At 47.4% G+C, this 26,980-nt stretch carries 14 protein-coding genes, 1 tRNA gene and 1 pseudogene; 10 read left to right on the forward strand and 6 right to left on the reverse strand.

Annotation, left to right across the window (positions count from 1 at the left end; genetic code table 11):
- Positions 1-73 precede the first annotated feature (73 nt).
- The 4 genes and pseudogenes from uca to QT984_RS20845 all read left to right on the forward strand — a co-directional run bounded on the left by uca (position 74) and on the right by QT984_RS20845 (position 6,116).
- Entirely contained in the window at positions 74-3,691 is a 3,618-nt protein-coding gene (uca, locus tag QT984_RS20830; RefSeq protein ID WP_333340572.1) for an urea carboxylase, read from the forward strand.
- Positions 3,692-4,026: 335 nt separating this feature from the next.
- Positions 4,027-4,252, forward strand: a pseudogene (locus tag QT984_RS20835) (IS66 family transposase); the annotation flags it as partial.
- Positions 4,253-4,728: 476 nt separating this feature from the next.
- Positions 4,729-5,460, forward strand: coding sequence for a RadC family protein (gene radC, locus QT984_RS20840; protein ID WP_333055122.1), 732 nt, complete (start codon positions 4,729-4,731; stop codon positions 5,458-5,460).
- A gap of 317 nt (positions 5,461-5,777) precedes the next feature.
- Positions 5,778-6,116: a DUF1815 family protein gene (locus QT984_RS20845; protein ID WP_015176985.1), complete on the forward strand. Its 339-nt coding sequence runs from the start codon at positions 5,778-5,780 to the stop codon at positions 6,114-6,116.
- A gap of 96 nt (positions 6,117-6,212) precedes the next feature.
- Here the strand turns inward: QT984_RS20845 and QT984_RS20850 are convergent, their stop codons facing one another.
- Positions 6,213-6,446, reverse strand: coding sequence for a hypothetical protein (locus tag QT984_RS20850; RefSeq protein WP_333055123.1), 234 nt, complete (start codon positions 6,444-6,446; stop codon positions 6,213-6,215).
- A 373-nt stretch (positions 6,447-6,819) separates the two neighbouring features.
- Between QT984_RS20850 and QT984_RS20855 the strand changes: the two genes are divergently transcribed.
- From QT984_RS20855 to QT984_RS20870, 4 genes are all read left to right on the forward strand, one after another.
- Positions 6,820-7,299, forward strand: coding sequence for a DUF4079 domain-containing protein (locus QT984_RS20855; RefSeq protein ID WP_333055125.1), 480 nt, complete (start codon positions 6,820-6,822; stop codon positions 7,297-7,299).
- Between the two features lie 238 nt (positions 7,300-7,537).
- On the forward strand, positions 7,538-10,168 hold the full coding sequence (locus QT984_RS20860; protein ID WP_333055126.1) for a ComEC/Rec2 family competence protein: 2,631 nt from the start codon (positions 7,538-7,540) through the stop codon (positions 10,166-10,168).
- A gap of 60 nt (positions 10,169-10,228) precedes the next feature.
- Positions 10,229-10,315, forward strand: a tRNA-Ser gene (locus QT984_RS20865).
- A 456-nt stretch (positions 10,316-10,771) separates the two neighbouring features.
- Entirely contained in the window at positions 10,772-12,205 is a 1,434-nt protein-coding gene (locus QT984_RS20870; RefSeq protein WP_333055127.1) for a transposase, read from the forward strand.
- A gap of 355 nt (positions 12,206-12,560) precedes the next feature.
- Here QT984_RS20870 and QT984_RS20875 read toward each other — a convergent pair whose 3' ends face one another.
- A complete protein-coding gene (locus tag QT984_RS20875) occupies positions 12,561-18,029 on the reverse strand; it encodes an AAA family ATPase (RefSeq protein ID WP_333055128.1) in 5,469 nt (1,822 codons plus the stop codon).
- 428 nt (positions 18,030-18,457) lie between these two features.
- Here QT984_RS20875 and QT984_RS20880 point away from each other — a divergent pair, with 428 nt between their 5' ends.
- Both QT984_RS20880 and QT984_RS20885 read left to right on the forward strand, forming a co-directional pair.
- Positions 18,458-18,586, forward strand: coding sequence for a hypothetical protein (locus QT984_RS20880; RefSeq protein ID WP_333055130.1), 129 nt, complete (start codon positions 18,458-18,460; stop codon positions 18,584-18,586).
- A gap of 367 nt (positions 18,587-18,953) precedes the next feature.
- Positions 18,954-20,219 (forward strand): FAD/NAD(P)-binding protein, encoded by a 1,266-nt coding sequence (locus tag QT984_RS20885; RefSeq protein WP_445243055.1) that lies wholly within the window; start codon positions 18,954-18,956, stop codon positions 20,217-20,219.
- A 218-nt stretch (positions 20,220-20,437) separates the two neighbouring features.
- On the opposite strand, the gene QT984_RS20890 is transcribed toward QT984_RS20885, so the two are convergent.
- From QT984_RS20890 to QT984_RS20905, 4 genes are all read right to left on the reverse strand, one after another.
- Entirely contained in the window at positions 20,438-21,931 is a 1,494-nt protein-coding gene (locus QT984_RS20890; RefSeq protein ID WP_333272328.1) for an NAD(P)/FAD-dependent oxidoreductase, read from the reverse strand.
- 341 nt (positions 21,932-22,272) lie between these two features.
- Positions 22,273-23,541, reverse strand: a complete 1,269-nt coding sequence (locus QT984_RS20895; RefSeq protein ID WP_333055133.1) for an aminotransferase class I/II-fold pyridoxal phosphate-dependent enzyme — start codon at positions 23,539-23,541, stop codon at positions 22,273-22,275.
- 15 nt (positions 23,542-23,556) lie between these two features.
- Positions 23,557-23,847, reverse strand: coding sequence for an HU family DNA-binding protein (locus QT984_RS20900; protein WP_006634837.1), 291 nt, complete (start codon positions 23,845-23,847; stop codon positions 23,557-23,559).
- Positions 23,848-24,577: 730 nt separating this feature from the next.
- A complete protein-coding gene (locus tag QT984_RS20905; RefSeq protein ID WP_333314503.1) occupies positions 24,578-26,980 on the reverse strand; it encodes an AMIN domain-containing protein in 2,403 nt (800 codons plus the stop codon).

Raw genomic sequence — 26,980 nt, forward strand, 5'->3', positions numbered from 1 at the left:
CTCACCAAGATTTAGGAAAAAACCCGGTTTCTGAACCCCTGCCATTAGCAATTCCCAATTCCCAATTCCCTAAATGTTTAACAAAGTTTTGATTGCAAATCGCGGTGAAATTGCCTGCCGAATTATCCGCACACTCGATCGCCTCGGAATTGCTTCGGTAGCAGTATATTCTGAAGCCGACGCCCATGCCAAGCACGTTTTCGCCGCCAGCGAAGCTGTTTGTATCGGTGCAGCCGCCGCAGCCGAGAGTTATTTGCGGTTCGATCGCATTCTCGAAGTTGCGCGCCAAACAAAAGCTCAAGCTATCCATCCGGGTTACGGCTTTTTGAGCGAAAATGCTGAATTTGCCGAAGCTTGTGCAAGCGAAAATATTGCATTTATCGGCCCGACTCCGACTCAGTTGCGCTGCTTTGGATTGAAGCACACCGCGCGGGAAATAGCCGCTGCAAATCAAGTGCCGCTAACTCCCGGAAGCGAACTTTTAGCAAGTTTGGAGGATGCCCAAAAAGCGGCTGGGGCGATCGGCTATCCGGTGATGCTCAAAAGTACCGCAGGCGGCGGTGGTATCGGTTTGCAGGCTTGTTTTGGCGATCGAGATTTGGCAGAAGCCTTTGAAAAAGTACAGCGTTTGAGTCAAAGCAATTTTAAACAAAGCGGCGTTTTTTTAGAGAAATACATTCAAACAGCCAGACACATTGAAGTCCAAATCTTTGGAGATGGCAAAGGAAACGTCATAGCCTTGGGCGAGCGAGATTGTTCCGTGCAGCGGCGCAATCAAAAAGTAATTGAAGAAACCCCCGCCCCTGCTATTAGCGACGAACAGCGAAATCTGTTGTACGGTGCAGCAGTGCGGCTGGGAAAAGCGGTAAATTACCAGTCAGCCGGTACTGTTGAATTTGTATTTGATGTCGATGCGAAACAGTTTTATTTTTTGGAAGTCAACACGCGCCTGCAAGTTGAACACGGCGTTACTGAAGCTGTCAACAACATCGACCTCGTTGAGTGGATGGTAAAACAGGCTTCGGGAGATTTGTTCCCCCTGGAAGAGTACCGCTATCAACCGCAGGGCCACTCAATTGAGGTGCGAATTTATGCGGAAGATGCCGGCAAGAATTTTCAGCCGAGTTCCGGGTTGCTGAATCAAGTTGCGTTTCCCGAAAACGTCCGCTGCGACAGTTGGATAGAAACCGGCACGGAGGTAACTCCTTTTTACGATCCGCTGCTAGCCAAAGTAATCGTTTGCGGGGATAATCGATCGCAGGCGATCGTAAAACTAAAAGCTGCTTTAGATGCCAGTGAAATAGCGGGAATTGAAACTAATTTAGATTACCTCCGCCAGATTTTGGACGATTCCCGATTCAGCCGGGGCGAACTGAGCACGCGCTTTTTAAACTCTTTTGAATACGCACCTTTAACGATCGATGTATTGGATGGGGGAACCTACAGCAGCATTCAGGATTATCCGGGGCGGATTGGCTATTGGGATGTTGGCGTGCCGCCTTCCGGGCCGATGGATCATCTGGCATTTCGATCGGCAAATCGTTTAGTAGGAAATCCCGAATCGACAGCAGGATTGGAATTCACAGCTACAGGCCCAACTCTGCGCTTTAATGCCGATACAGTTATTAGTTTGACTGGGGCAACTATGAAGGGAACGCTAAACGGCGAATCGGTGCCGTTTTGGACAGCTATTCCCGTAAAAGCTGGCAGCATTCTCAAGTTAAAAGCCATTCAAGGCGGCGGCTACCGCACTTATTTAGCAGTCAAACACGGCTTTAATGTCCCCGATTATTTGGGCAGCAAATCAACTTTTGTACTGGGCAAATTTGGCGGACACGCGGGCCGCACGCTGCGTCCGGGAGATGTGTTAAAACTCAACCAAACTGCAACTCTGGAAGCGGAAATATCTTTGCCTCCAGAATTAATTCCCACCTACAGCAATAATTGGGAAATCGGCGTTTTGTACGGGCCTCACGGCGCGCCGGATTTCTTTACTGAGTCAGACATCGAAATGTTTTTCTCCACAGAATGGCAGGTGCATTATAACTCGACGCGGACGGGCATTCGGCTGATCGGCCCGAAGCCCACCTGGGCGCGTCAAGACGGGGGAGAAGCGGGTTTGCACCCGTCTAACATTCACGATAATGCTTACGCGATCGGCACGATCGATTTTACGGGCGATATGCCTGTAATTCTGGGTCTGGACGGCCCGAGTTTGGGAGGTTTTGTCTGTCCTGCTACTATTGTGCAGTCGGAATTGTGGAAAATCGGGCAACTGAAACCGGGGGATAGCATTCGCTTTCACTGTTTGAGTTTTGCTGAAGCTTTGCAGCGGGAATTAGCACAAAATAGGCAAATTGCTACTTTTTGTTTGCCTGTTTTTGGGGAAACTTCGGCGGAATTGCCCGCAGTTCCCGCTTCTCCAATTTTGCACGAAATTCCAGAATCTCCGGGACAGGTTGCTGTTACTTACCGTCAAGCTGGGGATAAATATATTCTAGTTGAATACGGCCCGTTGGTGCTGGATTTAAATTTGCGTTTTCGGGCGCACGCATTGATGGAACAGTTGAAAGCAAATCCGTTGCCGGGTGTTATCGAATTAGTGCCGGGAATGCGATCGCTCCAAATTCACTTTGAGGGCAGCCAGATTTCGCAACAGCAGCTAATGCAGGCGCTGATTGCGGCGGAGGCGGAACTTCCGGCGATCGAGGATTTGGAAGTGCCGGCGCGAATTGTGCACTTGCCTTTATCTTGGGAAGATGAATCGACGCTGTTGGCTATTGAAAAATATATGCAGTCTGTGCGATCGGATGCACCTTGGTGTCCCAGCAATATTGAGTTTATTCGCCGCATAAACGGGCTTGAGGGCATCGAACAAGTCAGAGAAATTGTATTTAATGCTAGCTATTTAGTGATGGGTTTGGGAGACGTTTATTTAGGCGCGCCCGTCGCAACTCCCCTCGATCCGCGCCACCGTTTGGTTACTACTAAATACAATCCCGCCCGCACTTGGACTCCTGAAAATGCAGTTGGCATTGGCGGCGCGTATTTGTGCGTTTACGGGATGGAAGGGCCGGGAGGTTATCAATTTGTCGGCCGCACGGTGCAAATGTGGAATCGGTTCAAACAAACGGCGGATTTCCAGTCTGGTAAACCTTGGCTTTTGCGCTTTTTTGACCAAATCCGATTTTATCCGGTTTCTCATGAGGAATTGCACCGCTGTCGGGAAGAATTTATTGAAGGTAAGTTTAAATTAAAGGTTGAGGAAATCACTTTTAATTTGAGAGAATACAATGAGTTTTTGCATTCTATTGCTAACAGTGCGGCTGAGTTTAAAGCGCAGCAGCAGACCGCATTTAATGCAGAGCGCGATCGCTGGGCCGCCTCCGGGGAATTTGACGCTGAAGCTGCCGCAGAATCCTCGGCGGATGGGGCTTCTGACACGGCGGCGGAGGTTACTTTGCCGATCGACTGTGAGGCAGTTGTCGCTCACGTTTCGGCTAATGTTTGGCAGGTGCTGGTTAATGTGGGAGATGTGGTTGCTGAGGGCGATCGTCTGTTAATTTTGGAAGCGATGAAAATGGAAATTGCTATTACTGCTGATGTTGCTGGCACTGTGGCTCAATTGTTTTGTGAAAAGGGGCAAACGGTGACAGCAGGGCAAATTCTAGCGGCTATTCAACCGAATTAATCCCTCTGGTGTCAGGAGTGAACACTTACGCGCTTATGCGGGAAACACTTCTGTAATGAGGCACACTACTATCGTCTTTTAAATGCCGAACAGCTTATCGCCCATGAGTCCTGGCGCAAAACAAAGGATATACTTAGGAATGAGAATTAAATAATTTCCACTCTTGAAAGTGGGATGGGCGTCCCGCCCGTCCACTCATGACGGGCGGGACGCCCATCCCACAATAACAATTAAAATTGTAAGTTATTTAATTCGCGATCCTTACCTACAACTCGTGGGATCAAGATTTCAAAATAAGATTGAATCAAGCTTTGGTGACTTGGTTGATCCTTGTGGGTTATGCCGCAGGTTTGTTGCTCAAATACTTACCAGATAAAGCAAAACAGTGGTGGTATTTTCTGGATGAGTCCTCGATGTCTCCGGATAATAATTTAGCAGAACTTTCTCTATGGCTAGCTGTAACTAAACGGAAAGTTTTTGGCGGATCTCGTTCGATGAAACGATTTGAGGAAACTGCTAATCTCCGCTCGTGTGATTCAAACCTGTCGTTTTCAAGCTCGTTGAGTAATGGCTTTTTTCCGTGAGGCTATTTCTGCACATTCTTGTGCCTTGCCTATGCCGCTCGTTTATTCCCATTTTTCAGACCTGAATCCTTACACTGCAATAATAGCTTCAATTAAATTCATGGAGCTATGCACAGAGTTTGGATAGAACGGGCGATCGTCCCCTAGCCTCGCGCCGGTTCTATTATATAATCATCCGGTCAGAATAAATCCGCCCGGCCTGGCTTCTAGCCGTGGGGAGTGTCAATTTGCGACTCAAGCCCAAGCGCAGCGAGTGTTAGAGGCATATCCGGGCGATCGGTTTAAGGTCGATCGACATCGAGACTCGATCGCTTGCGAAACCCTGGGTTAGATTTTATCTGCCAACAGCCTCGGTTAATGATGAAGGCTTTTTTCGGTGATTGTACGAATTGAAGAACACAAATTGATCGGCTAAAATTGTCTAATTGTTGAGCTTGCGGTGCGGGTGCAGCTATGACTTACAGCTTGAGAATTGCCGATTTGCCAACGAGTGAACGGCCACGGGAACGGTTGATGGCGGGTGGCCCGAAAAGTTTGGCAACTGCAGAATTGATTGCGATTCTCCTGGGTACTGGTCAGGGCCCCGGCAAACTTTCCGCCGTAGGGCTTGGACAGTATATTTTAAATCAGTTGAGTTTGCATTCCCGCGATCCTCTGGCTGTGCTACGCAGTATTAGCGTTCAGGAGTTGACGCAGATTCACGGGATTGGCCCGGCTAAGGCGACTTCGATTTTGGCTGCGGTGGAGTTGGGGAAGCGGGTTTTTCAGTCGCGGCCGCCGGAAATGGCTGTGGTTGACTCTCCCCAAGCGGCGGCTGATGCCCTGAGTCAGGATTTGATGTGGCAGTCTCAGGAACGTTTTGCTGTGGTGTTGCTGGATGTGAAAAATCGGCTGCTGGGTACTCAGGTAATTACGATCGGCACAGCCACGGAAACTTTGGCTCACCCACGGGATATTTTTCGCGAGGTGATCCGCCAGGGGGCGACGCGGGCGATTATCTCGCACAATCACCCATCGGGGATTGTGGAACCGAGCCCGGAGGATATTGCTTTGACGCGACAGTTGCTGGCGGGAGCGCAGTTTTTGTCGATTCCGCTACTGGATCACTTGATTTTGGGGAATGGCGATTTTCGGAGCTTGCGGCAGACGACGACGCTTTGGGACGAGTATCCCCAGGGTGATTGAACTCTTCTACTTAACTAATTTCATTACTATCATTAGTTATTTGTATCTTTGGGCTCTCGAACGGCTGAATCAGCCCTGACAGCAGGCAAATTTTCCGGCTGGAGTCCCCCGCGAGAGCCTGTTTTGGGTGAATGTTGCTGCTGATACTTCGTTTCGATCGCAACTCGGTTAATCTAGTATACGTAGGCTGAAGAGGTCGCTAATCCGATTTTTTTTGAGCATACTAAACGTATACTGAACCAGCACCTAAAGACCCACTTATTAAGAAATTATTAAATGGGATGTAAAATACACGGTGTGGTGATAGGAGGAGAACTGTGTTTCTGAGACTTGCAGAACAACACCGTAAATTCGTTCAAGATTTGGTAATGAACCTCCAAGCTTTAGCGATCGTGCTAGAGCATCGGGGTTATCTGGCATCCTGCTACACTTGCGGGGGTCAGATGAACAGTGCCTCATTTATGGTCAGTTTGACGGACAACCATCTGATTCGATTTTTAGTGTCAGATTACGGTATCACTTGGACTGAGATGCGGGACGACCGCGAACTCATGAAACTAGAAGGTGCAGAAGCGATTAATCAGTTACAAGAACTGGCAAATCTCGTAAAGTATCAAATCCAACCTTCGGAAGCTACTTTAGCGACGGCCCAGTGAGTGTAGCGATTGCACGGTTCCGAGGAAGGCGACGCAAGAAAGTGGCTGCTTGTCTGCTAAAACCGAATCCCCAGCGAGTTAGTTGGGAGGATTCATTTAGGTGCACAGCGATGGCTGCTCAACAGCCAAGAGTGCTATCAGGGTGCCTTGAGACTGTTTAGCGATCGGTCGATCGAAGTGAGCCTGGGCAGACGGCATACTTGATGCCAGAAGTCTCAAACTTGGAACCTCTAGTTTTTTTTCAGCAGTTGATTCTCCCTTGAGAACGATTAGCAAAATGTAGAAGTGTGACGGCTCGTCGGCTGCGATGTTAAATTTCCCCTTGGGCATTCAAAAGTCAAGGAATTGAAATTAACTTTGAGCAGGCAGGTATAATTTAACATCCAGAGTGAGGATGAGGCTGTGAAGATTGGGCAAAAGGCAGCCCACGGGGTGTGATGTGCGGGCGAATGGCGTTTATTTTTGCTCTTAGATTTAGCCGATCGGGCTAATAATTAACTTGAAGCAGCATCACTGCTGTAAAACATCTCACAGCCGGCCCAAGCCGGCTAAGTTTTGCGTATATCTAGGCTTTTGGCCAATGTTGGGCTGTTAGGTTAAACGGCTCTTTGAAGTGCACGATCGCACTTGCTACACTAATATTTTATAATATTTTAATGATTAGTCCGAAAATATTTATCGCCAAGTTTGGAGTCAGTATCAAATGGTAAATTTAAGCGAACTACTAGAACCCATCGCCAGTCAATTTCGCAGTCTAGGAATTCCCGAACCAATTACCCATTGGGGACACCCTGTAATGATGGGGATCGTGGTAGTGGCGATGGGCAGTTTTGTCGGGTATACGGGATGGCAGGGACGTTTGGCCACCGATAAAGATGTCGCACTCAAAAGTCGCTCGGATCACCGCAAGCTTGCACCGTGGATGTTTCTGTTTCTAGCTTTGGGCTATACAGGCGGCTTGCTGTCGCTGGTGATGCAGCACCAGCCAGTCATGGAAAGTCCGCATTTTTGGACGGGTTCGGCAGTGCTGGTTTTGCTGGCTATTGGCAGCTTGATTTCGCTAACGGGTTTTGGGGGCAATAAGCTAGCACTGCGCGCGGTTCACGCTTATTTAGGCACGACGGCCCTTGCACTTATGGTGCTGCACGCGGCTTTCGGTTTAAAATTGGGGCTGTCTATTTAGAAGAAGACTTATCAGGCAGTGGTAGTATATGTAGGGTCGCAATGTGTACCCTACATACAGAGGTTATATGAAATCCTCTCTTCATCGGCATTATTCGTCTCTCTCTCTTCTCTTCCTCTGCGTTCTCTGCGTTCTCTGTGGTTAAATCATTCCGATATAACCGGAATTGATATTATGTGTTCTGGACTGAAACCAACTCTACTTTGGACAGTAAAAATTGCTAATTACTTGCTAATTAATGAATCAAGCAACGGGTGTCATTTTCTGTCTTGCCTACATTTTGGGATTGATTTCTACAGCGGTTTCTTGGGGTAGATACGGGATACTTGCTTTGGGAATAACGGTAGCGATCGCCCTGCCGAAATTGTTGCGAAAATATACTAAAAATTCTGTCAAAGTTACTAAGAAAAGACGCAGCAGACAAAAAGAAAATGCTCTTGAAGCACCCTTAGATGCGAGGGAAGAGTTGAGTTTGTTGGAGATGCTGCCGAGAGCGAAATGGGTGTGGGCGGTTGCTGGTTTGCTGGCATTTCTAGCTAGCGTTTATTTTGCAGTTCGATCGCCCCAACCGGCAATAGATGACATCAGCAAACTGATTCCGGCGGTTGGAAACACTCAAGAAGTGGCAGTGACAGTTCGCGGTAGAGTTGTCAGTACGCCTCGATTGACTCGATCGGGTCGATCGCAATTTTGGCTAGAAACAGATTTAGTTAGCGAAATCAACGGCGGCGAGGGAGGAGCAGTCGTAAACCGCCCAGTATCCGGCAAACTCTACGTTACAGTGCCCCTGCTGCAAGCAACGGGTTTGTACGCCGACAATACGATCGCAGTTGTGGGTTCCTTGTACAAACCGCAGCCGCCGTCGAATCCGGGGGCTTTTAATTTTCAAGCATATTTAGCCAGAGAAGGAGCTTTTGTAGGGCTCAAAGGGCGTCAAATTGACTGGAAGAGAGAAAAGGCGATCGCGGATGTAAATCGAGTTAACAGCCAAACGGCTGCTTTCTTGGAACCAAGCGGGATGCAGCCATCGAAAATTCAAGCGATGCGGCAGCGGATCGTGCGATCGCAACTATCGCAGTTAAATGTTCCCGAAGGCCCGCTAATCAGTGCGATCGCCCTCGGCAAACAAGCAGTAGATTTACCTTACAACATCCGCGACTATTTTGTGCAGGCTGGATTAGCCCACGCGATCGCAGCTTCCGGCACTCAAGTTTCGATGGTTTTGGCTTTAGTTCTAGCTTTAACCAGGCGTTTTTCCAAACAATTGCAATTTAGTTTTGGCGTCGGTGCTTTATTTTTGCTAGTGGCATTAACTGGCTTTGAACCATCAGTATGCCGCGCTGCTTTGATGGGATTTGGAACACTATTTGCTTTGGTGCTCAGCCGCCAAGTTAAGCCGCTGGGATTGCTGTTAATCGCTGCTACTATTTTACTGCTGGTTAACCCTTTGTGGATTTGGGATTTAGGTTTTCAACTAAGTTTTTTGGCAACTTTGGGGTTAATCGTGACAACGCCACCACTGATGGCAAAATTGGACTGGATGCCTCCTGCGATCGCTTCGATTGTTGTGGTTCCGATCGCCGCTTCAGTTTGGGTGCTGCCGCTGCTACTTTACGTTTTTAGCGTGGTATCACCTTACAGCATTTTAGTTAATATTATTGCGGCTCCTTTGCTGTGGATTTTGAGTATTGGGGGGATGGTTAGCGCTTTAGCTGGATTGATTTTTCCGCCCGCTGGCAGTGTTTTAGCACAACTGCTGGACTATCCGGCAAAGGGGTTAATTGCGATCGCCCAATATTTCTCGCAATTACCCGGTAATTCGGTAGCTGTCGGTCAAGTATCGGTGTTTCAGCTAATCGCGCTTTACAGTTTAATTTGCTGGGTTTGGATCGGGGGAAGAAAGAAGAAGGAAGAAGGAAGTTCGGCAACGGATTCTGTAACGGATGTAACGGATAGAAGGAGGAAGGAAGAAAAAAGACGGAAGCCGGAAGCAGTCCGAGGAAAAAATCAGGAAAAGGGGAAAGGGAAGAAGGGGAAAAGCAGAGTTATTGCGCTGCCGAGTTTTTCATCTGCTTGGATTTTACCGCTGGCGCTGGTAGCGGGAATAAGTATCATAGTTTTGCCAGCTTGGCACGTTCAATCATCTTTATTTCAAGTTACTTTGCTGGCGACATCTGGCGAACCTGTTTTAGTAATTCAAGATAGGGGAAAAGTGGCGCTAATTAATAGCGGTGATGAAAATACCGTAAGGTTTACAGTGTTGCCTTTTTTGCAGCAGCAAGGAGTTAATTCTGTGAATTTTGCGATCGCCACTCACGGTCATTTAGGATTGAGCAGTGGTTGGGGAAAATTACTAGCACGCTTGCCAATAAAAACCTTTTATGATAATAACGCTCCCAAACAAATTTACCGTAGCAACAATCAGGAATTTATGACGGCTGTGCAATCTCGCCAAGGCGTTTACTTTCCTTTAGAAACTAACAGTACAGTTGATATGGGTGCGACGCGGTTGCAGTTGGTGAATGCGGAGATTCCGGTGGTAGAATTCCTGGTGGGAAATCGAACTTGGTTGCTCGTCGGTGAAATGACACCGGAAGCGCAAAAAAAATTGGCAGCAACGGGAACCTTGAAGCCGGCTCAAGTGCTGTGGTGGTCAGGAAAAGCCCTGACGGCTGAGTTGTTAAGCGCAGTTGGGCCACAAGTGGCGATCGCCTCTGCTGACGAAATCGACCCAGAAACCGCAGCCCAACTGCGCCAAAGCAAAACCCAGATTTTCTGGACAGGGCGCGACGGAGCCCTCCAGTGGACTCCAGCAGGGGGATTTAAGACCACTTTGGAATCTGAAGAAAATCAAACTTCTTTTTTATAAAGATTTACAATCTGGCACACTGTGCGGTAAAATACTTTTAGCTCACATCTCAAATCAATTGGAGAGGTGGCAGAGCGGTTGAATGCGGTAGACTCGAAATCTACTTTAGGGGTAACTCTAACGTGGGTTCAAATCCCACCCTCTCCGTACATCCCTTACTCCACAAGGCTTTGAGGCTATCCGCTTTTTTAGCCATCTGTGCAATTTATCGGCAGTGGTATACAAAAGTGGTATATAAACCACTCTTGTATACCACTTTTTGCTTTCACTCCACACCGCATCAGGGCGATCGGTCAAGACAAAAGTATTTCTAAAATTGCCTCGAAATCTATTTTAACTACCAGCCGGGAAGTCCCGGGCGTATATTCAGAGGGGATGAATCTGAGCGCTAAGCGAAGTACCCCGAATGAATTACGCCCGCGTGATGAAAGGCTCGTCGGATGGAGGAACGGAAGCCGACAATTAGACTTGCCTACTATGAATCAATCTTCGGGAGCATCTTGATTTTCGATGTTCTTCCCAGTGCTAAAATAGTAATTTGGTGTTGCATTTTAGACGTACATAAACTATACTATGCAAAGGTCGAAAATAGGAAGTTTAGAAATGCAACTAACTTACAAATACCGCCTCAAACCAACCATTGCCCAACTAACGACGATTGTGGCTCACTTAGAACTTTGTCGCCGGCAGTACAACTACCGACTCAGCGAAAGATTTAGGTGGTGGTCAGCCACGAGAACGCCCATAAACGCTTGCCCATTGATTGTTTCGATAGTCCCTGTTGAGGAGATTTATCGAAATATTCCTTTGACGAGAGTGCAAACTAGAGATGGCAGAAAGAAGGATGAATCAGGCAATCCTTTGACCAGGAAAGGTGACGTTTTCTCGAACATTGAAGGCGGATATGTACAGTGGCAGACGATACAACTTGCTGACATAAAAAACACTAAAAAGCTGTTTCCTAATTATAAAGTGTTGGATTCTCAGGTTTTGCAAGATGTCGTCAACAGAGTAGAAACTTCCTTTTCAAACTTTACTACGCCCGACAAAAATGGCCATCGTAGAGGCAAGCCTAAATTCAAGGGGCGACCCTACTACAAATCCTTCACTTATCCTCAATTAGACAACCTAAATATTGTCAAGGATGAGCAAAATAGGATTTGTATTAGCCTTGCCAAAATAGGTCAAGTACCTATGGTTTTTCACCGCCCAATACCAACAGGGTTCAAAGTTAAGACGGGTAGTGTTATCTCAGAAGCGGATGGGTGGTATATTTCCTTGACGCTAGAAGATAAGACGGTTCCCGTAACGGTTGCAGAAATTCAACCGACTGATGAAAATACTGTGGGTATCGACTTGGGAATTACTAATTACGCTTACCTTTCCAATGGTGAAAGAGTTGAGAATCCTAGATTTTTGAGGAAATCGGCTCAGAAATTAGCAAGGCTTCAAGCGAAGTTAGCTAATAGAGTCAAGGGTTCTCAACCTTGGAAAATAATCAAGGACAAGGTTTCCCAACTCCATCAGTTCGTGGCTAGATCCCGATTAGATTTTCAGTTCAAAACTGCACATGAGTTATTCGGTAAATGTGATGTTTTAGTTGTTGAAGACTTGAGTGTCAAAAATCTGACTAGACGTGCCAAGCCCAAGACCGATATTGAGAATGGTAATTTGGTTTATTTGCCTAACGGTCAGTCAGCTAAGAGTGGTTTGAATAAATCCATGCTTGATGCTGCTCACGGGCAATTCGCCAACGTTCTGAAATATGTCGCCTGGAAACTAGGTAAAAGTGTTTTATTTGTTGATCCAAAGGGAACTTCCCAGCACTGTTGGAACTGCCTCAATAAAGTCCCGAAAGAATTATCGGAACGGTGGCATTCTTGCCAGTGTGGGGAATCTTTAGATCGAGACGAAAATTCAGCTAAACTCGTCAGAAAGATTGGTCTGAGTTATGAAAGTGGCGGGGGAACTCCGTCACTCAAAAAAGCCTTTGAAAAAAAGGAAAAAGAAGCCTGCGGTCTAACTGTACCCAGTTGACCGTCAGGTTAGTTCACCTCCACAATCTGAGTAGCATGATAGCTGCTTTCATTTCGGCAAGGTAGAGGCTTAAAATCTCAAGGGAACTCTTGACTCAAAACGGGCACAAAAAAAGGGGAGAGTGTTGGTAAAGCGGGCGGTTGGAAACCGCTGTCTCAATCACGAATAAGGTGCGGGCTGATGATGGGAAAATTAGCCTCGATTCTTTGTTTTCCAAGTCCGTAGTCGCCAGTTTCTAGCACGACAACCCCTAGCCTGTTGCTCGTTCCCCGTGCCCAGTTTCCTGTTTATTCTAACAACGTGGCTTGTCATTTCGAGGGTCTGCTAATTGCCCTCAAGCCTTACTACAAAAGGCTCACACCGGAATAGAAATCACAAACTCCGAACCCTGGTCTAAAGAAGAATTCACCACTAATGTACCTCCATGTTTTTCCACAACAATTTGGTGGGCGATCGACAATCCTAATCCGGTTCCTTGACCCACAGGCTTGGTTGTAAATAAGTGGTTAAAGATGTTTTCCTTGACTTCGGGCGACATCCCCACTCCATTATCCTTAATCCGAATCACAACCTGATTGTTGTCTTCGCTCAGAGCAGTTTGAACCGTGATTTGATTAGGTAGGGCTTTAATTTCACTAAAACAGCGCCCCTTATTTGACTCCTCCAGAGCGTCAATGGCATTAGCCAGCACATTCATAAATACCTGGTTTAACTGTCCAGGAAAGCATTTCACTAGGGGCAAGTTACCATACTCTTTCACAATTTCAATGGCAGGGCGGAACTCGCTGGCTTTTAAACGGTGCTTGAGAATTAGCAGAGTGCTTTCAAGTCCATCGTGAATATTGAAAGCAACTGGTCGATCGCTATCTGCCCTGGAAAACGTTCTCAAACTTGTACTGATATTGCGGATGCGATCGACTCCCTCTTTCATTGAACCAATCAATTTGGGCAAATCTTCTCGCAAATACTCCAAGTCCATATCTTCAATTTCTGCTTCAATTTCTCCTCCCGGATTAGGAAATTTTTCTTGATACAAATCAATCAAATTGAATAAATCCCCCACATATTCTATAGCCGGTTGCAAATTTCCCGCGATAAAGCCTACGGGATTGTTAATTTCGTGGGCTACCCCTGCGACTAAATTTCCCAAAGCAGACATTTTTTCACCCTGCACCAATTGCAACTGCATCTGTTTGAGATCGTGGATAGATTGTTCTAGTTTTTGGGCATATTCCTGGGATTGTTGATACAGTCTGGCGTTTTGTAAGGAAATTGCTGCTTGGGAGCACAGGATGTTGAGGATGGCGACGCGATCGCCCGTGAATACCCCGGTTGCTAAATTATTTTCCAAATACAAAATCCCCATCATTTTCCCTCGCTCGCTGATCGGAGTGCACAGCAGGCTTTGAGGTTGGTGGTGGATTATGTAGGGGTCAGATGCAAATCTTGGTTGATTGCTAGCATCATCAAAAATCAGGGTTTCTTTTGTACGTTTGACGTAGTTGATCAGGGTGAGAGGAATTACTTCACTCTCCTCAACCGGCATTGATTGCAGAAGGCACTCTTGGCGGTTTGTGCAGTGGACGTTTATCCTCCAGTTTCCCTCTTCATTCAAAATTAATGCTCCGGTTTGTGCTCCGGCATTCTTTACCACCACTTGCATGAGGGTAGTGAGCAATTGATCGAGTTTAATTTCGCTCGATAGAGCTTGAGAAGCTTTGATTACTGTCGGCAAATCTACTAAGCCCCAACTGCTAGTGCTACCGATAATTGTTCTATTCGTGTTAGATACGGATGATTCACTGCTGGATGTGTGAGTTGTTTCGGTCGGATTCTGGCGAGTTCGCTCCTGTTGCAGGATCACAGCCAGCAATTGGGGATAACGCTGTTCTAAATGGTCAATCTTTACTTTTGCTCCCCAACGAGCGTAAGCATAGTAAGCATCAATTAAATAAGGTTTTGCCAGTTTTTCTTTACCCCATTCTAAATAGAATTTAGCAGCGAGTTCGTGAGCTAGAGCTTCCTCGTTGAGGTATTCGTTTTCTTTGGCGAGGGCGATCGCCTTGTCGTACATCTCAAGCGCTTCTATTTTTTGGTTTAAAACCCGATGCCGCTCTGCCTCTACTAGATAGAATTTATGCAGATGATTCATGGGGGCATGATGCGCCCATTTCTGGATTTTTTCTTGATTAGCTTGTACTCTGTCAAGAAGTTCCTGTTGTTCGGACTGTGGAGTATCGGCATACACTGCCAGCCGTACTAGAGAATCGTAGAAATAGAAGAGGACAACAGTTATCTGCCCTGAAGCTGCGCTCAAATAACTTTCTATTTGAGCGATATTTTTTAAGGCTTCCGGGTAATTTTCAAACAGATAACAAAGCACAAGTTTGTGCAAGTATAAGTAATGAATCCCCAGGTAGTTATTGGTTCGCTCATACAGTTGCAACATTGTCTCTTCGTCGTAGGCTTCTCCCTTTAAATGGCATGGGTCTTGCGCTCTTCCTATCAAGTTCAAAACGGCTTGCCAACAAATTTTCTGATAAGAAAGTGCTGCTTCCTGATGAATTTTAGTGACGGCATCTGCGTAGCTTGCTATCTCTCGTTCGAGTTGCGTTAGTTGCTTGCCAATAAAATACGAGTAATAACTGTATTGAAAGATAGCATAGCCAGCAAATTCTAACTCTCCGGTTTCCAGCCCACAAAAATAATCTGACAGCAAAGGTTCTAAGCTCTTTCTGAAGTGTTCTTTCCAAGGTTGAATACTAGAATGTACCATTGCGGATGTCTTGGCTTGGATTTCTTTGGCATCCAACTTTGACAAGAGACGTAAAGCCATTTGACCGAACTCATAGCCCCGCTCAATATCTCCCATGCCACAGAGAAGATAACTATATATGGCAAAAGCATAGGGTGACAAAGAAGCATTGCCATATTGGACAGATAAATTGACTTGTTTGCAAACTACCAAAGGCGCGAGTGGCGGCAGCGCTATGTAGGCAGGAGTAAATAGGCTTGACAGAATGGTTATAGTTGCTATTTGTTGAGGATCTGTCATTAGAGGGAGATCGATTAAGTCCTCAGTTCCCTTTCCGCTCAAAATTGACGCGGTTTCTCCTAGTGCCTGTCCAATATCAGAGAAATTTGGCTCGGAGGGAAACTCTACCCCCAACTGCTGTAAGACTGGCAACCCTGTATTCAGAGCTTCCTGTAGCTTATTTTGCGCCATATAAGCTTCTATCTGTACTTCATATACCTTCACTTTGTCCAGTAGCGTTTTGGCGCAGCTTTCCACGAGTGATGCTAATGTCTCCATCCGGTCAAAGTCACCGCTTAGATATGCCGCTTCTGCTGCTTCGGTATGCAGCGCTAATGTTAGTTCGTATTGATTCTCCCAACTATTTACTGCCAGTAATTCTGTGCCAATATTTAAATATTCAACCGCAGCAGAATAGGCAGTAGCAGCTTTAGCTTTCTTTCCGGCAACCAGATTTAACCGTGCTAATTGCTCCCTATCTAGCTCGTGGGTAATTAGATTTACTCCCATATTCAAGTGGTTGACAATATCAAACATTCTTTCTTCTCGATCGGCTTCGCGCGTATTCTTTAACAGCAGTTGACCGATTTTTAAGTGAGTAGAGCGCTTTTGGTCTTCAGGAATGAGGGAATAGGCTGCTTGTTGGACGCGATCGTGGAAAAATTTGTATTTAACTAATTGGTCATTGTTAACTGGTGATTGCTCGGATTCTTCTCCAGTGATTGATGTTGATAAACTGTTACCACATTTTTGATAAAATTTATAAACATCGCTAACTGGTAAAATCAACCCTTCTTGCAATGCTTTCCACAAAGCTGTTGCTGTTTCTGTTGGTGAATTCTCATCAACAATTGCTAATGTAGCCAAATCGAACTGATTGCCAATACAAGCAGCTAACTTTAAAACTTCCTGTGTCCGGGCTGGCAGCTTTCGCAACTGAAGTGCCATGAATTCTAGTACATCATCCGTTAGAGCCAAGGTTCGGACTCTAGCAATATCGCACTGCCAATACCGAGCTGCAAAATTAAATTCAATTATCCCATCTTCATGCAAAGATTTGAGGAATTGTGTGCTAAAAAATGGATTGCCTTTGGTTTTCTGATAAACGAGTTCTGTCAAAGGCTGAGCCAACGCTGTAGAACAAGCTAATGTATCGGCAATCAGACAATTCAAATGGAAGCGCTCAAGCGGATCTAGAGTAATGGTGTTTACCGTAGCTCCGGTTGTTTGAATGTCGGCTAATGTCACCATCAAAGGGTGTGCGGGAAAAACTTCGTTATCTCGATACGCTCCAATTAAAAAGAGATAGCGCCGATCGCGATCGCTCGTCAGGAGTTGAATCAACTTCAATGAGGCTGAGTCTACCCATTGCAAGTCGTCTAAGAAAATAACGAGGGGATGTTCTTTAGTGGCGAAGATAGAGATGAAGTTCTCGAATAACCGATTGAAGCGATTTTGGGCAGCACTGGCGACGAGTTCTGGTGCCGGGGGTGGCGAGCCAATAATCCGCTCTAGTTCGGGAATTACCTCAACGATTACCTGAGCATTTTCGCCCAATGCTGCCAGGATTTGAGTCTTCCACTCCTCAACTTTAGCATCGCTTTCCGAGAGCAATTGTCCCATTAAATCGCGAAAAGCTTGTACAAAAGCTGAGAAGGGCTGGCTGCGCGCAAATTGGTCGAATTTGCCTTTGATGAAGTAGCCACGCTGTCTCACAATTGGTTTGTGAACTTCGTTGACAACAGCGGTTTTACCAATGCCGGAGAAACCGGCAACGAGCATCATTTCGGTGCTGCCGCCACTCACGCGCTCGAAGGCCGATAGCAGGGAGAATACTTCGGTTTCTCTACCGTATAATTTTTCTGGGATGATGAAGCGATCGCACAAATCTCGCTCCCCTATTTTAAAGTTAGTTAACCTCCCTGTCTCTTTCCACTGGAATAAACAAATTTCCAAATCAAACTTGAGTCCTAGGGCGCTTTGATAGCGAGCTTCAGCATTCTTCGCCATCAGTTTGCTGACAATCTCCGACAGCACCAATGGAACGCTCTGGTTTAAACTTGAGGCTGGGAGGGGCTGTTTGGCGAGGTGGCAGTGTACCAAATCCATTGGATCGTCTGTTTGGAATGGTAACTTTCCTGTTAATAATTCGTAGAATGTGACTCCCAGCGAGTAAAAATCTGTGCGGTAATCAATGCCTCGGTTCATCCGCCCAGTTTGTTCGGGAGAAATGTAAGGTAAAGTGCCCTCAAGCACGTTGGGATTTTGAATTTCTTGGGTTTCGCGCGGTAGTAGGGAAGCGATGCTGAAGTCAATCAGCTTGACTTGTTTGCTGGTGGGGTTAATGAGAATGTTGGCAGGTTTGAGGTCTTTATGGATGACGTGGTGGCGATAAAGTCCGTCGAGGGAGTTGGCAATTTGAATCGCAATAGGCAGAAACTCGCTCACGGGCAAGCCTTCTAGGGGTTCGTTGCTCTCAGATGCTAGATTAGCCAGGTAGCTACATAAGGAAATTCCGCCAAAGTCTTCCATCACCAGAGCATAGTGGTTGTGGTAAGTCTCTAGGCTGTATGCCTTGACACTGCCAGGGATATCTAAGTTTTTAGCAATGACGTACTGGTTGCGGAAGTGAACCAGTTCGTTGAAGCGGGGAAAGTCATTTCGCAGCAGCTTGATCGCTACGGGCAGCCGATCTGAAGACCGACAACCGCGATAAACTAGAGTTCGATTGCCTGCGTATATTTGCTCGTTAATGTGATATCCTAGAACAAGATTTTTTATGCTAGCCATTTCTACGTATTCCTACTTCTTTCAAGTCGGAAGCTTCTTAGAGTTACTTTCTACTATTTTCCCTCTATCTGCCTTGCTATTCATTAATTACATTTTTCTTAACATATTTTGGAAATTCCAATTATGAAAGAGGGATTTTAAAAACTCGACTTAATATTTTATGTAAGAGCTGTTGATACTTGAGTTGAGACTAAGTAGAAAATGACTTAGCTAAGGCTTATGGAACAACCGCAGTTCATGGAAGAGGAACTTAAGACGCTAATCAGGTACTTAAGAGTGTTTTTGAAACCGATGCTTGAAGGCGATCGCCTAGAAAATCTAATGTCTAGTTTACATCATAATTTAATGTCATCATTACAATTCGGGCGGCTCAGGGTTTAAAGCCGGAAGCAGAGGAAATCGAGTTTCTGCGTCAGATTGCGGAGCACTTGGGAGTCGCCCGTGAGCAAGCTGAATTATTTGCCCAGATGCCACAACAAGCTGCCCAACTCTCAGAAGTAAATCAGGTATTAAATGCCAAAGTTCAGAAGCGGAAAATGACATCGGCAGTCGGCTAAGTTGTTTTACTTAGGAATGAGAATTAAATAACTTCCACTCTTGAAAGTGGGATGGGCTCTTATAGCCCGTCATGAGTGGACGGGCGGGACGCCCATCCCACAATAACAATTAAAATTGTAAGTTATTTAATTCGCGACCCTTATATCGCTACGCCAACGGACGATGCCGACGCTTTCCGATCGCGGTTTTCATTTCGGTGAGCTAAAAAACCCGGTTTCTGAGCGTCGCAGTGCGTCCCTGTCGGGGCAGAAACCTCTCATCAAGAGGGTTTCTGAGCTTTTGCGTATCATCCTGTCTCTTTTTGCGGAACAGAAATCCTGCTGGTTCTCGAAAGACGTAAACTTGAGGCTCGATCGACCTATAATAATGAGAATTGTTATCATTCGCAAATCAGCAATTCTCATGCAAGCGAACTCAGAAGCCACGCCGCCCCAAATTGATTTAGCTTTAATCGGCGCTGGGCCCCACGCCCTGACTCTTACTGCACACATATTAAAAAAACGCAAGAGCCTCCGGGATAAATTTTTAGCATTCGATCCGAGCGGCGAATGGCTGACTCAGTGGCGGAGGCAATTTGCAGCTTTAGAAATTGGGCATTTACGATCGCCCGCAGTGCACCACCCCGATCCCAACCCTTACGAATTGCGGAGGTTTGCCGAAAATCGCTCCTCGGAATTGTTTCCCCCCTACGATTTGCCCGGAAGTCGGTTATTTGAGGAATTTTGCGGCGACACAATTAAACGGTGGCAATTGGGCGATCGAGTTATCAAAGCAAAAGTAACCCGCATTCAGCCGAAATCCGGCCGTTTCCACCTGTGGTTTGAAGACGGAAAAAGTGCGATCGCCCGCCGAGTAATCGTCGCCGCCGGCAGTGGAAAACCGCATTTACCAGCGTGGGCAAATCAAATTCAAACACAGCATCCCCCCGAAAGAATTCGCCACTCCCATCAAGTAGATTTGCGAAATTTGCAATTGCACGGAGAACAAATATTAATTGTCGGCGGCGGACTAACCAGCGGACATTTAGCAGTAGGAGCAATTGCCAGAGGAGCCAAAGTCCTGTTAATGACTAGGCGCTATTTCCAAGAAAAACTATTTGATGCCGAACCCGGTTGGTTGGGGCCAAAATACCTCAAAGGATTCGCCGCCGAACCAGATTGCCATTCGCGTTGGGAAACCATTCAACAAGCCCGCAACGGTGGCTCGATGACACCGGAAATTATGACACAGTTGCGGAGGCTCTCCCACAGCGAACAACTGACATTTCACGAACAGTGCGAAGTTGTTGGCGTTCGGTGGGAAAATAACAGATGGACTGTTGATTGCAGCGGTGGGGAGACGTTATTTGTCGATCGAATTTGGCTAGCAACCGGCACCAAACTAGACATTGCAGCCGAACCAATGTTCAAAGAAATGCTAGAAACGCATCCCATTGAAATAGTTAAAGGTTTGCCAGTCTTAGACAAACACCTGCGTTGGCCCGGATGCGAATTATTTTTGACTGGTGGTTTAGCGGCGCTGCAAGTGGGGCCAGTCGCCAGAAACCTTTCTGGGGCGAGAATGGCGTGCGATCGCATTGTACCGGCGATCGTCAAATCCAGCATTGCACTCTCGCCCGCAATAATTAGTTAGCAGTCATTAGTTCTCAGTGAGTAGTCATCAGTTATTAGTTAAGTTGTGGTACATTTAAATTACATATTTCCCTCGACCTGGGAGCAACGGTCAACACCTTGTTATATTATTTATTGACACACAATTTTAGGGCCGAGTGAGTTGATTAGCAAATTACTTTTTAATTGTGCGCTAAGCATATAAAATTCAAAAAATCCTACTACAAACATTGGATTTCTTTACTGATTCCAATACCTGCGCCAGTGAAACAAATTCTCCCATAAATTCCGCGAAAAAGTATTTCTGCCCAAGCGCTGCGACTCCCAAACAGCAGCAGTTTGACCGCTAATTTCCGAAAAACTAGACCAAATATAAGGAAGTTGGGCGATCGCCTCAACCTTCATCCCGTGACGCACAGCCAAAGCGATCGCGTGAATCAACTCAGCAGCTTGCGGCCCCACAATGCTCGCTCCCAAAATCTCCCCGTTGCGACGCCCGACAATCTTACAAAAACCAGTTGTATCCCCGGACATTTGAGCTCTTTCAACATTCTTGAAATATTCCCGACAAACAATCAGATCGTCTCCAAAACGACGCCTTGCTTGCGCTTCAGTCAAGCCAACCCTCGCCAATTGCGGGTCAGAAAAAATCGCCCAAGGAATCCCGCGATAATCTATTTGAAACAGCGGCAAAAACAAAGCATTTTTCACAGCAACTGCAGCTTCGTAATTAGCGATGTGAGGGAACGGATAACCCCCAGCAACATCGCCGATCCCGTAAATTCGGTGATTAGTTGTTTGCAGCTTTTCATTTAAAATCACCCCCCGATCGCTGAATTTAACCTTAGCCGCTTCGAGATTTAACGAAGAAAAATTGTGTCCTCTACCCGCAGCCAGAAAAATCTCCTCAGCTTCGATCGCCCTTGGCCCAGCTTGAATCCACTTTTTACCATCAATCACCCTAGCTTGAGTCACCTCAGTAGCAGTCAGAATCCGCACTCCCTCAGCTTCCATTCCAGCTTGCACCAAACCAGCAGCCTCCCGGTCTTCTTTAGCCAAAATGTGCGAACTTTTCACCACCAAAGTGACAGCAACCCCCAAGCGAGCAAAAGTTTGAGCCACTTCGACACCGCTGGGATCTGCGCCGATTACAGCCAAACTTTTAGGCAACTGGGGAAGTTTTGCTAATTCCCCAACAGTTTCCGAAGTAAAAAAGCCAGCAGACGAAAGTCCTTCAATATTGGGAATCGCCGGCAGAGTTGGACAAGCTAGCAAATAACAGAGCGATCGCAATTTTCGCCCGCCCACAACAAAAGCCAAATCCGGTTTCGCAACAAACTCGCCGCTGCCAAAAATAACATCAACCCCGCGAGTAGCCAAAAGGCCGAGAGAATCAATTTCTGACAAATTAGAAACAACATCATCTGCCCACTTTAGAACCCCGTCAAAGCGCAATTTGAGTGGCATAGAGGAATTCGCGACTTCCCAGCGAACTCCCAACTGCTGGCGGCTGATCTGCTGAGCAAAACGAGCAGCCTCCCTCAAAGTTTGGCTGTATCTCAAACCAAGGTCGATCGACTCTTTCCCCCCACTCGGCAAATCTTGGGAATTACTTAGCGGTTCCACCAAAGCAACGCGGGCCGGGAAATTAGTTGCAGTCAAAGCAGCATAACGTCCGGCCGGAGTTCCACCAATAATCACTAAATCATAGTCAAGCATAAATAAAGAAGTCAATCGATTTTAGATTTTAGATTTTAGATTTTAGATTTTAGAATTGAAGCATTGACCACGGATAAATACGTTCGGCAAGTTTCATCTGATACAGGTTTTTTATTTCGGGACGGATGAATCACGTGGCGGGTATCCTGGATGCGGGAATTGTCAGTAGTCATTAGTCATTAGTCAGTAGTCATTAGTTAGTAGTTTAGGGCGATCGGCGCGCGGGGTCAGAAACCCGGTTTCTGCCTAGATACTTCGCTGCAAAATCCAAGATTTATCAGAGAAACCGGGTTTCTTGGGTAGGTGCGCTCGAACGACCAATAAAATCGGTTTATCAACGGACAACTGACAACTGACTACTGACTAATGACTTCTTTAAGTCCAGCAATCAACCGCAGATTGTCCGCCCTTGAGCGCACAGCCACCCGAAAAAAGCGATCGCCCAACTCAGGAAAACTCAAACAATCCCGAATCAAAATCCGGTGTCGTTCCAACAGACTTTTTTGAATCGAAGAAACCGACATCGACGACTCAACCAACAAGAAATTAGCCGCCCCGGCAATTGGCTGCAAACCCGGCAAATTAGCCAAACCCTCAAATAGCTCTCGGCGAGCAACAGGCAGCCAATCCCAAGTTTGCTGCTCAAAAGCCGCATCTCGAACCACAGCAGCAGCAGCAGCAGCAGCCAAAGCATTCACAGGCCAAGGATCGCGCAGTAACTGCCAGCGGCGCAGAATATCGGGATGGGCGATCGCACAGCCCAACCGCAGTCCCGGCAGAGAATAGAATTTAGTGAGCGATCGTAAAATCACCAAATTCGGAAACTCCTCAACAGCATCGATCAAAGTTTCCTGCTCAGAAGGCGGTAGAAAGTCCATAAAGGCCTCATCCACCACCACCATACCTAACTGCTTCACATAAGGCAAAATCGCCTCCCTAGCAAACAGCAAACCCGTAGGATTGTGGGGGTTGTTCAGTAGCAAACCTCGTCGAGAGGGGGCATCGAGAGCCAGAGGAACTGGGATACGAAAAGAAGGGGAGACAAGGGAACCGTTAGAAACCGACAAATCATCCGTTACTAACCGGCTTCCTGCCCCAACGTCCAACGATTTCAGATCCAACTCAGATGTTGCACCATTTTCAATTACTTGTTTAGGAACAGGCAAGATGCCTGTTCCACCAGAAAATTCCTCTCTTGTGGAATGGGCAAGATGCCCATTCTTGACAATGGTGCAAGATTTAAGATCCAAAGGGCATTTGAGCACCTGCGCGCCGAAAGCCGAAAGAGCCCGCGAGTAATCGCCAAAAGCCGGAGTCACCAAATAAGTCCCCTCCAGCTTCGACAAATCCCAAGCCGCCCAAGTCAACAATTCCGCCGAACCATTCCCCGGCAAAATCCAATCCCGGTCAACATTCAAAGCCTCCCCCAAAGCAGTCCTGAGCTCCCCATAATCTGGGTCTGGGTAAGCCGTCAGACTGCTCAAGTGTGATTGAATTGCAGCCAGTGCCGACTCAGGAGGGCCCAAAGGACTGATACTCGCAGAAAAATCGACAATAGCAGAGGCAGGGCAGCCTGCCAGTGCGGCTGCCCAAGCTAAATTCCCACCGTGTAAAGGTCTAATCAAGACTCAGTTTGCCAGCTATTCTGCGTTTTTCGGCGGTGCAACTCTGTCCTTAAACAACTTCCCTGCGGAAAATGCAGGAACTCTGGTTGCCGGGATTTCCATCTTGTCTCCAGTTTTGGGATTGCGACCCTCGCGGGCCTTGCGTTCCCGCGACTCAAACGAGCCAAAACCGACCAGCGTCACCTTGTCGCCATCGGAGACAGCTTCCATGATTGCTTCCAGGGCCGCACTCAAAACAGCATCTGCCTGTTTTTTCGTCACGCTAGCCTTTTCCGCCACTGCATCAACCAATTCACCTTTGTTCATTGCGAAGTCCTTCTCGATTTGCAAAATTACGTTAAACAGAGTTAGTTCAACTATTAGCTGTGAGTTATCAACTGGATTGAGGTGTGGATTGGGAGGTTTGGGTGGTTCCCGATTGCTCCCGTCCGCTTCCCCGAATCACAACTCCTGCTGAATACCAATTACCCTAGGGTAATTGGTCAGAAAAGGAATTTTTGTTTCTAACTGCTGAAAACCCCACAGCATCTAATTTTCACTGCATTATTCTAAAGTCTTGCCGACCGTTATGGATCGGTGGAACCTTTAATTTATATGGAACTGGCTAATTTTTGTAATTAATCCCAAAATTTAGGTAAAAAAATACCACCTTGGAGACAAGATTTCTCGCCTCGGTGGATTTGCAATCTCAAAAAAATAGAAATAGAAGGAATAAAATGTAATTTGTCAAGGGCTAAAGGAAAACTTTTTTCCTTCTTCCTTCTTTCTTTCCCCTTTCTTTTCCCCGTGGGCCAGGACTGTTTCATTCTCCCGAAACCCGCCAGGGACTGAAGTCCCTGTCTCATAGCTGAAGTCGTCTGAAGACGACTGAAAGTAATTTATAGTCGTCTTGCAGAGGACTAATCAGTTCTTTAGTCCTCTTGAGCGAGGACTGTCTTCTTTGAGGCAGGGGTTTCAACCCCTGTCGGACTGTCGGACTGTCGGACTCAGGGGAAAGAGCGTGGAAAGTTGACACCCATGTCTTCTTCCTTCGTTCCTACTGTCTCGGCTGGACGGGCTGACTGCGCTGCAACAGTTGGCGCGCGTCGGGACTGATGCTGTTTTGGTAGCCAAAGTTCGATCGATCGCTATCATCCAAAATCTGCGGAGTCAGCAATACAATCACTTCCGCCCGCTGGTTGGTCTTATCAGTGCTCCTGAACAGCGAACCAATTATCGGCAAATCTCCTAAAATCGGAATCTTCCTCGCTGTAACCCGGTCTTGGTCGCGGATAATCCCCGATAAAATCAAAGTCTGACCGTCCCGCAGGCGAATTAGCCCCGACTGCAAAGACCGCCGAGCCAGCAGGGTGATAGTGTTATTTTCTCCTGCGCCAGTGCTCAGGGGTCTGTCCGGGCCGATCGCACTGACGATTGGGTTGACTCGCAGAGAGACAAAACCGTTATCGTCGATGCGATCGATCGCCACTCCCAACTGCAAACCGGCCTGGCCTTTTTCTGCCGTCACCGTTCTGGTAGTTTGACCTTCTGTTGTCTGCGATTCCGATCGAATGTTAGTAATCACTTCTTCGGTGATATCCACATTCGCCGTTTCCCCTTCTTGGACAACTAAAGTCGGATCGGTCAGGATTTTGGCATTCTGGCTAGTAATACTTGCTTGCAGGTTAGACAGAAAACGTCTTGGATATTGGAACAGCGGGAACAGGCCGAAGTCTGCACTTCCTGAGCCTGTCGTCGATCCAGGAATGTAATCTGTAATTCCAACTCGCCTGGGGTCATTAGTAAGTGGGGCTGTCGGCTGGAGGAACACACCTTTGGCGGGGCCTTCAAGACCTTGACCTGTAAACGGCACGATACGCCGGCCGTTCGCATCGTAGAAAGGCGTGTCCCTGAATTCTGTGGGAATGTCTCGGTTCTCAATAATCGGCCGATTAGCTATGCCACTAGTTACAGTCGTCCGATCGGGCGGATTGATGCCGCCAAAATTGACGATCGCCGCCCCGCCGTCATTGACAAAGAAACTGTCATTAATCCCGAAAGAGAAGCTGGTGTTAGTTTGGTTGTTTCCCGACAAGTTGATATCGATCACCTTGACGTTGACAGCGACTTGACGGCGGCGCAAATCTAGCTGTGTCAAGAAAGCCACAGCCATGTCCACTTTGCGCGGGTCGCCCACCAAAGTGATGGAATTGAGCCGAGAATCCGCCAGCACCGACAGTCCCCTCAGCAACAGCGGCCCCGTGCCTTCCCTAGCGCCGATCGCCTTAATGTCGGGTTCCCGAATTTCCACATCCCGCGCAGCATTTCCCTGGCCCACGCTTTGAATAGTCACGCGAGTAATCGGCAGTTGAGTTTCCGCGCCTTGAGCGCTCAAAAAGTTAGCTGCATCTGTAGAGCGAACTTGATTGAGCCGCAGAGTCCGAATGATAATATTGCGTGAATCGATCGGCAAGTTAGTCCCTACAAAAATCGTCCGCCCCTGGCGGTTAGCTTGCAGCCCGCTGAGCCGCAGCACGTAATTAAAGACATCTTGGACCGACTCATTTTCGATGTCCAAAGAAATCTTCGGCCCTTCATCTGACCCCGATACTCCTGGCTGACCAGGCACTGCGGGCTGCCCCGGTTGAGCAGGGGCCCCGCCACCTGTAAAAGCAATGTTCAAGCCAGCAGCGCGGGCCAGCAGAGCCAAAACGTCCCGGACTGGGGCATCCCGCAGCACCAAGCGGGGGATGCGTTCTCCCGAACTCAGTTCAATATTTCCCACGCCGGGGGCGATGTTAGACACCGCGATATCTCCCAAGGGCGGAGCCACGGCCCGCGGCTGGAAAGGCGCAGCCTGATTGCTTTGGGATTGTATTTCGCTGGGGAGGGGCGGGCGATCGTTTCTGGTAACAGTAACTTGGGGATTTGGCAGCAGCACGCCTGGGTTTTGCGAGGTGCGGACTTGGGGAGCCGGCGGGGGAGCTGTTTGGCTCAGCGGCAGTCCCGGAGGGGGCGGGGGTGGAGTTTGGGCAGACTGTGCTGTGCCACCCTGTCCGGCAACGCTGAGGACGATGCTTTGGCCTTGTCCCGGAACAATTTGTCCGTTGGGAACTCCGTTGGTGCCGGCTACCACAACGCGGATGCTGTTAGCCTCTACCTGGCTGATTTCTACTGAAGAAATTCCCGGAGCTGGGTTATCTTGACGGAAGCTGTTGCCTTGTGGTAAGCGGAGCTGGGTGTTGATAATTGTGGCTTGGTAAGTATTGCCGTTATTGATGGCGAAAACTTGCGGGCGATCGCCCTTTTCTGTAGCCAGAACAATATTTACGCCATTATTACCTTGACTTACTTGCACTCCTGTTACCTGAGTCGGCAATGCCAAGACTGGGGCTTGGGCGATCAGAACTCCTGCAACGCTGCATAAGAGTCCTCCACTTAACCGTAGATGCTGTTTCAC

It is taken from the genome of Microcoleus sp. Z1_B2 (assembly GCF_036700325.1).
Taxonomy (GTDB): domain Bacteria; phylum Cyanobacteriota; class Cyanobacteriia; order Cyanobacteriales; family Microcoleaceae; genus Microcoleus.

Bases quoted from the DNA above. Each gene is read 5' to 3' on its own strand.
- uca (WP_333340572.1), top strand. From the start codon at position 74: ATGTTTAACAAAGTTTTGATTGCAAATCGCGGTGAAATTGCCTGCCGA.
- radC (WP_333055122.1), top strand. From the start codon at position 4,729: ATGACTTACAGCTTGAGAATTGCCGATTTGCCAACGAGTGAACGGCCA.
- QT984_RS20850 (WP_333055123.1), bottom strand. From the start codon at position 6,446: ATGCCCAAGGGGAAATTTAACATCGCAGCCGACGAGCCGTCACACTTC.
- QT984_RS20855 (WP_333055125.1), top strand. From the start codon at position 6,820: ATGGTAAATTTAAGCGAACTACTAGAACCCATCGCCAGTCAATTTCGC.
- QT984_RS20860 (WP_333055126.1), top strand. From the start codon at position 7,538: ATGAATCAAGCAACGGGTGTCATTTTCTGTCTTGCCTACATTTTGGGA.
- QT984_RS20870 (WP_333055127.1), top strand. From the start codon at position 10,772: ATGCAACTAACTTACAAATACCGCCTCAAACCAACCATTGCCCAACTA.
- QT984_RS20875 (WP_333055128.1), bottom strand. From the start codon at position 18,029: ATGGCTAGCATAAAAAATCTTGTTCTAGGATATCACATTAACGAGCAA.
- QT984_RS20885 (WP_445243055.1), top strand. From the start codon at position 18,954: ATGAGAATTGTTATCATTCGCAAATCAGCAATTCTCATGCAAGCGAAC.
- QT984_RS20900 (WP_006634837.1), bottom strand. From the start codon at position 23,847: ATGAACAAAGGTGAATTGGTTGATGCAGTGGCGGAAAAGGCTAGCGTG.